General features: G+C 58.4%; 14 protein-coding genes. 11 read left to right on the forward strand and 3 right to left on the reverse strand.

The window, feature by feature from the left end; all coding sequences use genetic code 11:
- The first annotated feature begins 82 nt into the window (after positions 1 to 82).
- The 6 genes from AWM69_RS18935 to AWM69_RS18960 all read left to right on the forward strand — a co-directional run bounded on the left by AWM69_RS18935 (position 83) and on the right by AWM69_RS18960 (position 4448).
- Positions 83 to 568 (forward strand): MFS transporter, encoded by a 486-nt coding sequence (locus AWM69_RS18935; RefSeq protein ID WP_131655297.1) that lies wholly within the window; start codon positions 83 to 85, stop codon positions 566 to 568.
- 34 nt (positions 569 to 602) lie between these two features.
- Positions 603 to 1379: a class II glutamine amidotransferase gene (locus AWM69_RS18940; RefSeq protein ID WP_131655296.1), complete on the forward strand. Its 777-nt coding sequence runs from the start codon at positions 603 to 605 to the stop codon at positions 1377 to 1379.
- A 12-nt stretch (positions 1380 to 1391) separates the two neighbouring features.
- Positions 1392 to 1925, forward strand: coding sequence for a DUF2937 family protein (locus AWM69_RS18945; RefSeq protein WP_218727969.1), 534 nt, complete (start codon positions 1392 to 1394; stop codon positions 1923 to 1925).
- Positions 1926 to 2080: 155 nt separating this feature from the next.
- Entirely contained in the window at positions 2081 to 2833 is a 753-nt protein-coding gene (locus AWM69_RS18950) for a 5-oxoprolinase subunit PxpA (RefSeq protein ID WP_218727971.1), read from the forward strand.
- Complete coding sequence (gene pxpB / locus AWM69_RS18955) at positions 2830 to 3534, forward strand: 5-oxoprolinase subunit PxpB (protein WP_218727973.1); 705 nt, start codon at positions 2830 to 2832, stop codon at positions 3532 to 3534. Before AWM69_RS18950 ends, pxpB begins: the two co-directional genes overlap by 4 nt.
- Positions 3531 to 4448: a biotin-dependent carboxyltransferase family protein gene (locus AWM69_RS18960; protein ID WP_218727975.1), complete on the forward strand. Its 918-nt coding sequence runs from the start codon at positions 3531 to 3533 to the stop codon at positions 4446 to 4448. The genes pxpB and AWM69_RS18960 overlap by 4 nt, the downstream gene beginning before the upstream one ends.
- Positions 4449 to 4561: 113 nt before the next feature.
- Here AWM69_RS18960 and AWM69_RS18965 read toward each other — a convergent pair whose 3' ends face one another.
- Both AWM69_RS18965 and AWM69_RS18970 read right to left on the reverse strand, forming a co-directional pair.
- Positions 4562 to 5740 carry a VWA domain-containing protein gene (locus tag AWM69_RS18965; RefSeq protein ID WP_131655291.1) on the reverse strand — a complete coding sequence of 393 codons (1179 nt, stop codon included), beginning with the start codon at positions 5738 to 5740 and terminating at the stop codon, positions 4562 to 4564.
- 21 nt (positions 5741 to 5761) lie between these two features.
- Entirely contained in the window at positions 5762 to 6607 is an 846-nt protein-coding gene (locus tag AWM69_RS18970) for a MoxR family ATPase (RefSeq protein ID WP_131655290.1), read from the reverse strand.
- A gap of 206 nt (positions 6608 to 6813) precedes the next feature.
- Between AWM69_RS18970 and cysK the strand changes: the two genes are divergently transcribed.
- The 4 genes from cysK (at position 6814) to AWM69_RS18990 (ending at position 10199) form a co-directional block, all read left to right on the forward strand.
- Positions 6814 to 7788 carry a cysteine synthase A gene (gene cysK / locus AWM69_RS18975; RefSeq protein WP_048382951.1) on the forward strand — a complete coding sequence of 325 codons (975 nt, stop codon included), beginning with the start codon at positions 6814 to 6816 and terminating at the stop codon, positions 7786 to 7788.
- 269 nt (positions 7789 to 8057) lie between these two features.
- Positions 8058 to 8996, forward strand: a complete 939-nt coding sequence (locus AWM69_RS18980) for an aspartyl/asparaginyl beta-hydroxylase domain-containing protein (RefSeq protein WP_218727977.1) — start codon at positions 8058 to 8060, stop codon at positions 8994 to 8996.
- An 87-nt stretch (positions 8997 to 9083) separates the two neighbouring features.
- Positions 9084 to 9245, forward strand: a complete 162-nt coding sequence (locus tag AWM69_RS18985; protein WP_157314793.1) for a hypothetical protein — start codon at positions 9084 to 9086, stop codon at positions 9243 to 9245.
- A gap of 90 nt (positions 9246 to 9335) precedes the next feature.
- Complete coding sequence (locus AWM69_RS18990) at positions 9336 to 10199, forward strand: DMT family transporter (protein WP_131655288.1); 864 nt, start codon at positions 9336 to 9338, stop codon at positions 10197 to 10199.
- A 147-nt stretch (positions 10200 to 10346) separates the two neighbouring features.
- Here the strand turns inward: AWM69_RS18990 and AWM69_RS18995 are convergent, their stop codons facing one another.
- Positions 10347 to 11246: a DMT family transporter gene (locus tag AWM69_RS18995; protein WP_131654549.1), complete on the reverse strand. Its 900-nt coding sequence runs from the start codon at positions 11244 to 11246 to the stop codon at positions 10347 to 10349.
- A 144-nt stretch (positions 11247 to 11390) separates the two neighbouring features.
- On the opposite strand from AWM69_RS18995, the gene aceK reads away from it, so the two are divergent.
- The gene (gene aceK / locus AWM69_RS19000; protein WP_218727979.1) at positions 11391 to 13100 is read left to right on the forward strand and encodes a bifunctional isocitrate dehydrogenase kinase/phosphatase; all 1710 of its coding nucleotides are present in this window, start codon (positions 11391 to 11393) and stop codon (positions 13098 to 13100) included.
- The last annotated feature ends 8 nt before the right edge of the window (positions 13101 to 13108 follow it).

Raw genomic sequence — 13108 nt, forward strand, 5'->3', positions numbered from 1 at the left:
CGCATGAAAGGAAATGGCGCGGACGGTGGTGCAGCCGCACTGCCGAAAAGCCGTTATCATAGCGTCTCATTGCCTGCCGACCATGGATACCATGACCGAGAACGACTATCTGATCGCCTGGGGCCTATATGCCTTTGCCGCTTTGGGCTGCCTGCTCGTATGGTGCCGCCTGACCCGATTTATGTGGCGTTGGTTGCGTGAACCGCTGCGCATATTGATGGCGGTGTTGCTGTTCAGCCCGACCATCATTGATCCGGTGAAGGAAAAATTCGCCCCGGCCATTGCCATTACTGCGCTTGACCTGGCGTTCAAGGTAGGCAACAACGTCTGGCGTGCCGTCTCGGAGCTATTGATGTATGCCATTCTTGCCTTCTGCCTGTACGCGGTCTTTGCACTGATCCGCTGGTCAATCGAGCGAACCCGCAAGGCCAGTGCCGCCGCGTCAGAACAGGCGCGCGACAGCGACCCTGAAGACGATCAGCCATTTGGCTCTGCCGGCAATGAGCGCTTCGGTCGTTCTGCTGCGCGGAGTGCAACAGCACCTTCACGGGTTGAACCACGGTTGTAATTTTTTTCGTCAGCCTGAATGCGAGAGTGCGAGCGTGTGTGAATTATTGGGCATGAGCGCCAATGTCCCGACCGATATTGTCTTTAGTTTCACCGGGCTGATGCAGCGTGGCGGACGTACCGGTCCGCACCGCGATGGCTGGGGTATTGCCTTTTATGAAGGCCGTGGCCTGCGTCTGTTCCAGGACCCGGCTGCCAGCTGCGACTCTGAAGTCGCCCTGCTGGTGCAGCGTTACCCGATCAAAAGCGAAGTGGTGATTGGTCATATCCGTCAGGCCAACGTGGGCAAGGTGTGCCTGTCCAACACTCATCCCTTCGTGCGTGAACTGTGGGGCCGCAATTGGTGTTTCGCGCACAATGGCCAGTTGGCCGACCTGTCGCCGAGCACCCGGTTTTACCGCCCGATTGGCGATACCGACAGCGAAGCCGCATTTTGTGATGTGCTCAACCGTGTGCGCGAAGCCTTCCCCGAGCCGGTTGAAGTCGAACGTATCCTGCCGGTGCTGGTGGCGGCCTGCGCCGAGTTCCGCAGCAAAGGCGTGTTTAACTGCTTGCTCAGTGATGGCGACTGGCTCTTTTGCTATTGCTCGACCAAGTTGGCGCACATTACCCGTCGTGCGCCGTTTGGTCCGGCTCGCTTGAAAGACGTCGATGTGATCGTCGACTTTCAGGCCGAAACCACGCCCAATGATGTGGTCACGGTCATCGCCACTGAGCCGCTGACTGAAAATGAAACCTGGACGCGCTATGAGCCGGGTCAATGGAGCCTGTGGCGGCGCGGCGAATGCGTCAGCCAGGGCACAACCAAATAAGGATGGGCGTGTATGTTCTTGAGCTACCTGCGTTTGGTGTTGTTCACCTCAGGCCTGTTGATCGGTGTGCAAGTGCCGGGGTTTATCAATGACTACGCCAATCGTGTCGAAGCTCATCTGATCGAAGCGCAAACTGCACTGGCGGGTTTCCAGAACACTGCCAACCAGTTTTTCAAGGGCGATCTGCAAGCCCTGGTGGCGCATTATCAGGGCAGTGATGACCCGGTGTTTCGCAGCGATGCCACTAGCCTGAGCACGTTGCTTGGCCGTCAGCGTCTGCTCGACGAGCAGTTCCAGGCCATGCAGGGGCCGTGGTACATGCGCGCCTTGCAGGTGGCTTTCGCCGCTGACCCGGCCATGCGCCAGGAAACCCTGAAGGCCTACACCTATCAGGTGCTGTTGTCGCCCGCAGCGATGGGGTGGGCCCTGGCCGGGGCCCTGTTGTTTTCCTTCGTGATTGAAGGGCTCCTGCGCGTGATCGACTGGGTCGTACTGGGGGGCAAGCGCCAGCGTGAACGCATTGCCCGCCGCGAGCGCAACTACTAAGCCCCCCTCGGGGCTCATGTTTCCAGCGCGGTCTTGTTAAGCAATCAACTTTTTCTTATCTCTGCGTCCGGCTTTTATTAGTTGGACGAACGGTGTGCGCCTGTCGAAAAATGCCGGCTCTCTAAACTATAAGAAAACACCACAGGAGCATCATCGTGAGCCGCCTGTTATTGAATTGCGACATAGGTGAGAGTTTCGGCAGCTGGACCATGGGCCTGGATGCCGAAGTGATGCCGTTTATCGATTGCGCCAACATTGCCTGCGGCTTTCACGCAGGCGACCCGAGCATCATGCGCAACACCGTGAAGCTGGCGATGACGCACAACGTGCGGATCGGTGCGCACCCTGCGTATCAGGACCTGGCCGGCTTTGGCCGCCGCTCGATGGCCTACTCGCCCCAGGAGCTGCAAGACCTGTTGCACTATCAGATCGGCGCCCTTGAGGGTATTTGCCGGGCTCAGGGCACGCGTGTCAGTTATGTCAAACCCCATGGCGCGATGTACAACGACATGATGGCCAACCCCGCGCAGTTGCGGGCGGTGATCCAGGCCGTCGCGGCCTACGATGTCAGCTTGCCGCTAATGCTGATGGCCACCCGCGACAACAGTGCAGCCCAGGCCATAGGCGATGAGTTCGGGCTCACGTTGTGGTTCGAGGCATTTGCCGATCGTGCCTACGATAACGCCGGGCGCTTGGTTGCACGTCAGTTGCCGGGCGCCGTGCATCATGAAGCCGATGTCATCGTGCAGCAGGCGCTGACCATTGCTGCCGGTAAACAGCTGGTTGCCAGCGACGGTAGCGCCTTGGTCTTGCAGGCCAATACCCTGTGTGTGCATGGCGACAACGCGAGTTCGGTGGCGGCGGTGCAGCGCATCCGCGAGGCCTTGAATCAGCAGATGCCGTCATGAAGCCGCGGATCGAAGTGGTGGCCATCGACTGCCTGATGCTGCGTCTGTTCGATGAAATTGCTGAAACCAACATGCCGTGGATGCTCGCCGCGAGCCAACGCCTGCGTGCCGGATTTGCCGGTCATCTGATTGATCTGGTGCCGTCCTACACCACCCTGATGGTGCATTACGACGGGCTGGCGCTGAGCCCGGGCCAGGCCCGTGAATTGATCGCCCAGGCACTGACCGATCTTCAGCCCGACACGCAAAACCGTGGCCAATGCCATGTGCTGCCGGTGTGGTACGACGTGAGCGTTGGCCCGGAGCTCACCTTGTTGGCCGAGCGTACCGGCTGGTCGGTGAGTGAGGTTATTCGCCGTCACAGCGAGCATCACTATCAAGTATTTGCGCTGGGCTTTGCCCCGGGGTTTGCGTTCATGGGGCTGGTGGAAGAGGCCCTGGCTGCACCGCGTCTCGCGACACCGCGCAAACGGGTTGCCGCGGGAAGCGTCGGGATTGCCGAGCGCCAGACCGCGGCCTATCCGGCGCAATCGCCAGGTGGCTGGAACCTCATCGGGCGTACCCCGAGTGCGCTGTTTGACCGCGAACGCGAGGGTTACAGCCTGATGCAACCCGGCGATAGCGTTCAATTCGCCCCCGTCAGTCACGCTGAATTCATTAATCTGGGCGGTGACGACACACCTCAGGAGGCGCTGGCATGAGCGGTTTATTGATTCAGGCCAGCAACCCGATGTGTGTGCTGCAAGATGCTGGCCGTTTCGGCGTCCGGCACCTGGGCGTCACCCAGGGCGGGGCCGCGGACTGGCTCTCAATGGCCTGGGCTAACTGGCTGTTGGGTAATTCGCCAGACGCGGCGGTTATCGAAATCACCTTGGGTGGCTTGACCCTGGTGGCGCAGGCCGATTGCAGCCTGGCCCTGGCCGGGGCTGATCTGGCCGCCACTGTCGATGGCCAGGCACTCAAGCCCTGGCGCAGTTTTGACCTGAAAAAAGGTCAGACGCTGGCATTCACTCAGCCATTGCTCGGTGCTCGGGCCTATTTGGCCGCGCCTGCTGGCTTTATCGCCCCTCAGGTATTGGGCAGTTGTGCCACGGTGGTTCGTGAACAGCTGGGCGGCCCGGACGGTTTTGGCCGTGCGCTGGTTGCCGGGGATGAGTTGAGGTTTGCCGCTGTTTCCCGGCCGCTGCGTGAACTGGCACGGGACGCTATCCCGCATTTCACGTCAAAACCCGGCCTGGACGTAGTATTGGGGGCACAAATCGGAGCCTTCAGTGGGCAAAGCACGTTTGATGCGTTCAACCAGCCATGGACCGTCGACAGCCGCGCCGATCGCATGGGGATTCGCTTGTTGGGGCCAGCGCTGGTGTATCAGGGCGCACCGATGATTTCCGAAGGCATTCCGCTGGGCGCCATTCAGGTCCCCCCGGATGGCCAGCCGATCGTGTTGCTCAATGACCGCCAGACCATTGGTGGCTATCCGCGTCTTGGGGCCTTGACCCCATTGGCGCTGGCGCGTCTGGCGCAATGTTTGCCGGGGGAGGGCGTACACCTGCGGCCGACCACCCAGGAAGCGGCGCAATGCCAGCACGTCAGTTACATGCAACGCTTTAGCTAGAACCTCTGTCGTCGGGAGCTTGCCTGCGATCCAGTCAATGCGGTTTATCTGAAAAACCGCAGCGATCCAGTCGCGAGCAAACTCGACGCCTGCAGCTACCGTTGTAACAGATGCTACTTGGCCAAATAACGCATCGCTTCTTCCAGCCCTTCAAGCGTCAACGGGTACATGCGATCCTCGATCAAATCGCGGACGATGCCGGTTGAAGCGGTGTAATGCCAGGTGTCTTTGGGGTAGGGATTAATCCAGACAAGTTTTTTGTACTTCTCCATAAAGCGCTGCATCCACTTATACCCGGGCTCTTCGTTCCAGTGCTCGACACTGCCCCCGGCGTGGGTGATCTCATACGGCCCCATTGACGCGTCACCGATGAAAATCACTTTGTAATCGGCCCCGTACTTGTGCAGCAGGTCCTGGGTGGCGATGCGTTCAACCTGGCGGCGCTGGTTGTTCTTCCACACCGACTCATAAACGAAGTTGTGGAAGTAGTAATACTCCAGGTGCTTGAACTCGGTTCTGCAGGCTGAAAACAACTCTTCGCAAATCTTGATATGGGCATCCATCGAACCGCCGATGTCGAACAGCAACAACAGTTTGATGGTGTTGCGCCGTTCAGGCCGCATCTGAATATTCAACAGGCCTGCATCGCGGGCGGTGTGGTCGATGGTGCCATCGATGTCCAGTTCTTCTGCCGCGCCCTGGCGCGCAAATTTGCGCAGGCGCCGCAGTGCCACCTTGATGTTGCGCGTGCCCAATTCGACCTGGTCGTCGAGATTCTTGTATTCGCGCTGCTCCCAGACCTTCGCAGCCTTGCCCTGACGCGCACCGGCATCGCCCACGCGAATGCCTTCGGGGTGATAGCCGCCTGAACCGAACGGGCTGGTGCCGCCGGTGCCGATCCACTTGTTGCCGCCGGCGTGGCGTTCCTTTTGCTCTTCAAGGCGTTGTTTGAACGCCTCGATCAGTTTGTCCAGCCCACCCAGAGACTGAAGCTGGGCCCGGTCCTCGTCGCTCAGCGAGCGTTCGAATTCCTTGCGCAGCCAGTCCTCCGGGATCAAGGCCTCAAGGTGTTCATTCAGGTTTTGCAGGCCATTGAAGTACGCACCGAAGGCCCGGTCGAATTTGTCGAAATGGCGTTCGTCTTTCACCAGGATCGTACGCGCCAGGTAATAAAACTCGTCCATGTCGGCAAACGTCACGCGGTGTTTCAGGGCGTTGATCAGGTCCAGTAACTCGCGTACCGAGACCGGCACCTTGGCTGCACGCATTTCATTGAACAGATTCAGCAACATGCTTATCGCCTTCTGGAAAAATCAGCGATTGCCGCGGCGGCTCATGAACGCCAGGCGCTCCAGCAACTGTACGTCCTGTTCGTTTTTCACCAGGGCACCTGCCAAGGGTGGAATGGCCTTGGTCGGATCACGCTCGCGCAATACGGCTTCGCCAATGTTGTCGGCCATCAGCAGCTTCAACCAGTCGACCAGTTCGGAGGTGGAAGGTTTTTTCTTCAGGCCGGGCACTTTGCGCACATCGAAAAACACGTCCAGCGCTTCGCTGACCAGCGTTTGTTTAATGTTCGGGAAGTGCACGTCGACAATTTTTTGCAGCGTGGTGCGGTCCGGGAAGCTGATGTAATGGAAGAAGCAACGGCGCAGGAACGCGTCGGGCAGCTCTTTTTCGTTGTTAGAGGTGATGATGATGATCGGGCGAACCTTGGCCTTGATCGTTTCGTCGATTTCGTAAACGTAGAACTCCATCTTGTCGAGTTCTTGCAGCAGGTCATTCGGGAACTCGATGTCGGCCTTGTCGATTTCATCGATCAGCAGGATCACCCGCTCTTCGGCTTCGAAGGCTTCCCACAGCTTGCCTTTCTTCAGGTAGTTGCGCACATCGTGGACTTTATCGACGCCCAGCTGCGAGTCGCGCAGACGGCTGACCGCATCGTATTCGTACAAGCCTTGATGGGCCTTGGTGGTGGACTTGATGTGCCAGGTAATCAGTTTGCAACCAAAGGACTCGGCCAGTTGCTCGGCCAGCATGGTCTTGCCGGTACCGGGTTCGCCCTTGACCAGCAGCGGACGTTCCAGGGTAATGGCTGCGTTGACCGCCAGCTTCAGGTCATCGGTGGCCACGTAGGCGCGGGTGCCTTCAAACTTCATCTGCAATTCCTCAAGCCATGACCCCGACCTGCAGGGCAGGGCGGGAAATGTTTAAACGTATGTCCGACTATAACGTGCTGCCTGTCTGGCGTGAACGCAGACGCGGTATTCAGTCTCTGAATGGCGCGTCACAGCATGACTGGACGCATGTGAGCACGAGGCCTACCCTTGAAGCCTTCCTAAACGGTGCATTAAGGACCCCCGCCATGAGCCGCATTTTTTCAGACAACGCGCACTCCATCGGTAACACGCCCCTGGTACAGATCAACCGTATCGCACCCCGTGGTGTGACTATTCTGGCCAAGATCGAAGGGCGTAACCCCGGGTATTCGGTGAAATGCCGGATTGGCGCCAACATGATCTGGGACGCCGAAAGCCGCGGGGTACTCAAGCCGGGCATGACCATTATCGAGCCGACTTCGGGCAACACCGGTATCGGTCTGGCTTTTGTTGCCGCAGCGCGTGGATACAAGCTGATGCTGACCATGCCGTCGTCCATGAGTATCGAGCGCCGCAAAGTGCTCAAGGCGCTGGGGGCCGAGCTGGTGTTGACCGAGCCGGCCAAAGGCATGAAAGGCGCCATCGACAAGGCGACTGAAATCCAGGCCAGCGATCCTGCGCAGTACTTTATGCCGCAGCAATTCGAAAACCCGGCCAACCCGGCGATTCACGAAAAAACCACCGGCCCGGAAATCTGGAACGATACCGATGGCGGCATCGATGTCCTGGTTTCGGGCGTTGGCACCGGCGGTACGATTACCGGTATTTCGCGTTATATCAAACAGACCCAGGGCAAGCCGATTCTGTCGGTGGCAGTAGAACCTGAAGGCTCGCCGGTGATTACCCAGGCTCTCGCGGGTCAGGAAATCAAGCCCGCACCGCACAAGATCCAGGGCATCGGCGCCGGATTTGTGCCGAAAAACCTTGATCTGTCGATGGTCGATAAAGTCGAGCTGGTCAGCGACGAAGAGTCCAAGGCCATGGCCCTGCGACTGATGCAGGAAGAAGGCATCCTGTGCGGGATCTCGTGTGGTGCGGCCATGGCCGTTGCGGTACGCATGGCCGAAACACCGGAAATGCAAGGCAAGACCATTGTCGTGATTCTCCCGGACTCGGGCGAACGTTACCTGTCGAGCATGCTGTTCAGCGACATGTTCAGTGAGCAGGAGCTGCAGCAGTAATCGCCGTGTAGATCCCGTAGCCGTTGGCAGGTGGAGCAAAGAGCGACTTTGCTCCACTCGACGACTGCTGCGGGCGGTTACGTGATGTGCATCAAGCGGCTTCAGGTTTACGCATGCTAATTTTCGTTGTTACGTAATGCTTAACAATGAATGTTGGATCCGGCGGGTTTTGTCCCGGGCCGGTAGTGTTTATCATGGCCGGCTGCCATGTCGGGCTATTGGTACAGCACCGGCACGCGGCAAGAGGCCTATTTTCAAGGAGTTGTTGCATGACCTTATCCTTCGCCATCAAGGCAGGGCTGATACTGCTGTTTGTCGGCAGCATCCTTTACGTGCATTTGCGCGGCAAGGCACGGCTGCCGGTATTGCGCCAGTTCGTCAACCACTCCGCATTCTTCGCGCCCTACAATGCCTTGATGTATCTGTTTTCGGGTGTACCGTCCAAACCGTATCTGGATCGCAGCAAATTCCCTGAACTGGATGTCCTCAAGGACAACTGGCAGGTGATCCGCGAAGAGGCCATGCACCTGTTCGATGAAGGCTATATTCGCGCCGCTGAAAAGAATAATGACGCCGGTTTCGGTTCTTTTTTCAAGAAGGGCTGGAAGCGCTTTTACCTCAAGTGGTACGACAAGGCCCTGCCTTCGGCTGAGTTGCTGTGCCCAAAAACCGTTGAATTGGTCAACAGCATCCCTAATGTCAAGGGTGCAATGTTCGCCCTGTTGCCAGGGGGCAGCCACCTCAATCCGCACCGCGATCCCTTTGCCGGTTCCCTGCGTTACCACCTGGGCTTGTCGACCCCGAACTCCGATGCCTGTCGTATCTTCGTCGATGGCGAGGAATATGCCTGGCGCGACGGTCAGGACGTCATGTTCGATGAGACCTACGTGCACTGGGTCAAGAACGAAACCGACATCACCCGCGTCATTCTGTTCTGCGATGTGGAACGTCCTCTGACCAGTCGCCTGATGACCCGCATCAATCGCTGGGTCAGTGCTCAACTGGGCAAGGCGACGGCTCCGCAAAACCTCGATGACGAGCGCGTCGGCGGGATCAACAAGGCGTATGCCTGGAGCAAAACCTTCAGCGACCGCTTCAGTGGTGTGGTCAAGCAATGGAAGCGGCGTCACCCCAAACTGTATCGTGTGGCGCGCCCGGTGCTGGCGGTGATCGTACTGGTGCTGCTGTGGCGCTGGTTGTTCGGTTAAGTTGTTGCAATTTGTATTGAGCGCTGTTTATAGTTGGCGCTCAATGAGCCTGGTGCTCACGTCCTTATCTTCAAGAAAGATCAGCGCATGCCACTTTCCCTTATCCACGGTACCGTCAAATCAGCAGTCTCTGCTGGCGTTGTGCCGTGCGGGATCCAGCAGCCTGTGCAGATCAGTCATTATCCCCCTCCTGTCAGCAGCACCGTGGTGTACGTCGTCGTATCGCCACCGGGTGTTGTTACGGGCTGAGCTGATCATTCAGCTGCCCGTACCCGTCTGAAAAATACTGAACTTCAGCCCCGGCTGAGTTGGCTTTTTGTCTGATGACAGGTGTTGTCCATGTTTTCCATTTCTAAAGAGTCCGCATTGGCGGCAGCTTCCACGAGCCTGTTTGTACTGCTGTGGAGCAGTGGCGCCATTTTTTCCAAATGGGGGCTGGCTCATGCTTCGCCCTTTGCCTTTCTGCTGATCCGCTTTGCCATTGCCCTGTTGGCACTGCTGCTGTTAACCCCCTTGATGAAATTCAAACGGCCTCGCAGCCTCCACACCCTGGGATATGCGCTGTTAACCGGGGTGGTGCTGCTCGGCGCCTATCAGATTTTTTACATACTGGCCCTGGACCTCAAGGTCACGCCGGGAGTGATGGCGACCGTGATGGGGGTGCAGCCGATTTTGACGGCGGTGATCATGGAGCGCCGCCATTCATGGAGTCGCTCCCTGGGGCTGGTGCTGGGGCTGACCGGGTTGATTCTGGTGGTGTATCAGGGGATCGGACTGGCGGGCCTGTCGTGGCTCGGAATGCTCTTTGCGGTGCTGGCGCTGGCCAGCATGACGCTGGGCACCTTGATGCAGAAGCGCATCACTGAGAACCCGTTGGGCACCTTGCCTTTGCAATATCTGGCCGGTTTGTTGGCGTGCGGTGTGTTTGTGCCGTTCCAGCCGTTTCATTTCGAGCACAGCGTCGGCTTTGTCGTACCGGTGTTATGGATGGGGCTGGTGGTGTCGGTGCTGGCGACCTTATTGCTGTACCGGATGATCGCCAAAGGCAATCTGGTGAATGTCACCAGCCTGTTTTACCTGGTGCCTGCCGTGACTGCGATCATGGATTACCTGATCTTTGGCAATAAGCTGGCAGCGTTGAGTGTGCTGGGCATGGCCATGATCATCGTTGGATTGATGTTCGTGTTCCGCAAAACGGTATAGGCCGCACGCCCCGGCGGCGTAGCCGTCGTGAAGCCGGGTAGGCAACCCCCCGGACGCGGCCTCGCTCCGCTCGACTGCTGCTACGGATTTTGGGGGTTCTGTAGCCGCTGCCGAAGGCTGCGATGGGGTGCGCTGCACCCCCCGGCATCATGCAATCTGCTTGTCCGGCGTTGCCGGTTTTAACACCAGCCACAACGCCACGGCAATCAGCAGCCCGCCATAGACATGCGCCATCGACAGCGGTTCATCCAGAAACAGAGCGCCCCAGAGCACGCCGAAAGGCGGGATCATAAAGGTCACGGTCATGGATTTGACCGGGCCGATGCTGGTCAGTAAACGGAAGTACAGAATGTAGGCGAATGCCGTGCAGACGAGCCCCAGGCCCAGTAACGACAGCCAGACGCTCGCACCGCCCCAACTGGCAGGTGGTTGATTGATCAGGCTCAGCCCGAACAACGGTAATAGAAACAAGGTGGCGCCCAGCATGCTGCCCAGTGCCGAGAGTCTCGGATCAAGACCACCTTGCTGATCCAGCCAGCGGCGAGCCAGAAAGCCGGCAAAGCCATAGCAGGTGGTGGCCAGCAGGCAAGCGAGAGCCCCCATCAGCAGGTCGATGTCGAATGCCACAGGGCCGGCGCGGGTCAGGATCCCCACCCCGAGCAGCCCCAGAAATACACCGCTCATTTTGGTCAGGGTGAGTTTTTCGCTGAAAAACAGCCCGCCGATCAATACCCCCATCAACGGGGTCGTTGCGTTGAAAATCGCTGAGTAGCCGGCCGGCAGCACCAGTGCGGCCACGGAATACAACGTGGCGGGTATTCCGGAGTTGATGACGCCGAGGATCAACACGACTTTGAATTTGCCACCGAAGTTCCAGCGCACGCGCATCAGCGCGAGGATCACCACCAGGCCGGTGGCGGCGATGGAGACGCGAAAAAAGGCAGTAGGAATTGACCCAAGAACCGGAGCGATAATCCGCATGAACAGAAAGCTGGCACCCCAAATGCCTGCCAGTGACAGCATGCGCATGATATCGACGAGTTTCACGTAGTTTCCTTGCTGGTTTAAGCGGGAGCTTGAGCCGGGCAGTGTAGGGGATGTTGCGCACATGGCAATGGTTGCGTGGTTTGACACCGGGCCACTAAGCTCAGTCGATCCACGGCTCTTCTACCGTCGTGTGGAGGTCTCACAATGCCCCAGTCCTGGCCGGCAGCAGCGATTGCACACATGATCCTCGAAGGCTTCGATGATTACCGTGAGCCGTTTCGACATATCACCGATGGCGCCCGGGCCCGTTTTGAAGGCGCATTATGGCAAGAAGCGCAGACCGCGTCGGCGGCACGGATCAACCTGTATGAGCTGAAAGTCAATCAGCTCAACCAGCGTTTGCAGGCGACATTCGCCGAAAAGGGCTTGTTGAATGCGGTGCATTGGCCGCAGGTCAAGCGTGCCTACATCAGTCTGATTGACCTGCGCTTTGACGATGAGCTGGCCGAGACCTGGTACAACTCGATCTTTTGCAGCCTGTTCAGCCATGACCTGATCAGCGACCGCTGCATGTTTATCCACACCACCCGCCCGCTGCAGCGTCAGGCCCGTGCGGCGCAGACCCGCACTTATCGTCCGGCCGGTCAGTTGAGTCGCACCCTGGCGCAGATTTGCGCCGATTACGGGTTCAGTGAACCCTACGCCGATTTACCGGGGGATTTGCGTCGACTTGAAGGGCAGTTGCGGGACAGTTTGCCGGACTGGGTCTGCAAAGACCCGGGCTTGAACCTTGAGTTGTTCTCTTCTGCGCTCTATCGAAACAAGGGCGCCTACCTCGTCGGGCGGCTCTACAACCAGGATGAGCAGTGGCCGCTGGTCATCGCGTTTGTGCACCGTGAAGGCGGGGGAATTCAGGCCGACGCGGTAATCACCGACGAAGCTGAAGTGTCGATCATTTTCTCGTTCACCCGCTCGTACTTCATGGTGGATGTACCTGTGCCTGCGGAGTTTGTCGGGTTTCTCCAGCGTATCTTGCCCGGCAAGCACATCGCCGAGCTCTATACCTCGATCGGTTTTTACAAACACGGCAAGTCCGAATTTTACCGTGCCCTGATCAACCACCTGGCCACCACTGACGACCGTTTCATCATGGCGCCAGGGGTTCGCGGCATGGTCATGACCGTGTTCACGTTGCCGGGCTTCAACACGGTATTCAAACTGATCAAGGACCGTTTCTCGCCGTCGAAAAACATCAGCCGTGCCACGGTGATTGAAAAGTACCGGCTGGTGAAGCATGTCGATCGGGTAGGGCGCATGGCCGACACCCAGGAATTCGCAGATTTCCGCTTCCCGCTGAGCAAGTTCGCCCCTGATTGCCTGGCCGAATTGCTCGAGGTGGCCCCTTCAACGGTGGTCGTCGAGGGCGACACGCTGCTGATCCGCCATTGCTGGACCGAGCGGCGCATGACCCCGCTCAATCTGTACCTGGAGAGTGCCAGCGACGCGCAGACCCGCGAAGTGCTGGACGACTATGGGCTGGCGATCAAGCAATTGGCGGCGGCCAATATTTTCCCCGGCGACATGCTGCTGAAAAACTTCGGCGTCACCCGCCACGGCCGCGTGGTGTTCTATGACTACGACGAAATCTGTTACTTGACCGAAGCTAACTTTCGGTACATTCCGCAGCCTCGAACTCCTGAAGATGAAATGGCCAGTGAACCCTGGTATTCCATCGGGCCGCTGGACGTGTTTCCTGAAGAGTTCCCGCAGTTCCTGTTCGCCGACGCCGGTCAGCGTCGCCTGTTCAGCGAACTGCACGGCGAGATCTACGATGCCGGTTACTGGAAAGGCCTGCAGGCGGCAATTACCGCAGGCAAGGTGATTGACGTATTTCCGTATCGGCGCAAGGGATAGGTGCTGCC

Origin of the sequence: Pseudomonas sp. D1HM (assembly GCF_019266105.1) — a bacterium.
Lineage (GTDB): Bacteria > Pseudomonadota > Gammaproteobacteria > Pseudomonadales > Pseudomonadaceae > Aquipseudomonas > Aquipseudomonas taetrolens.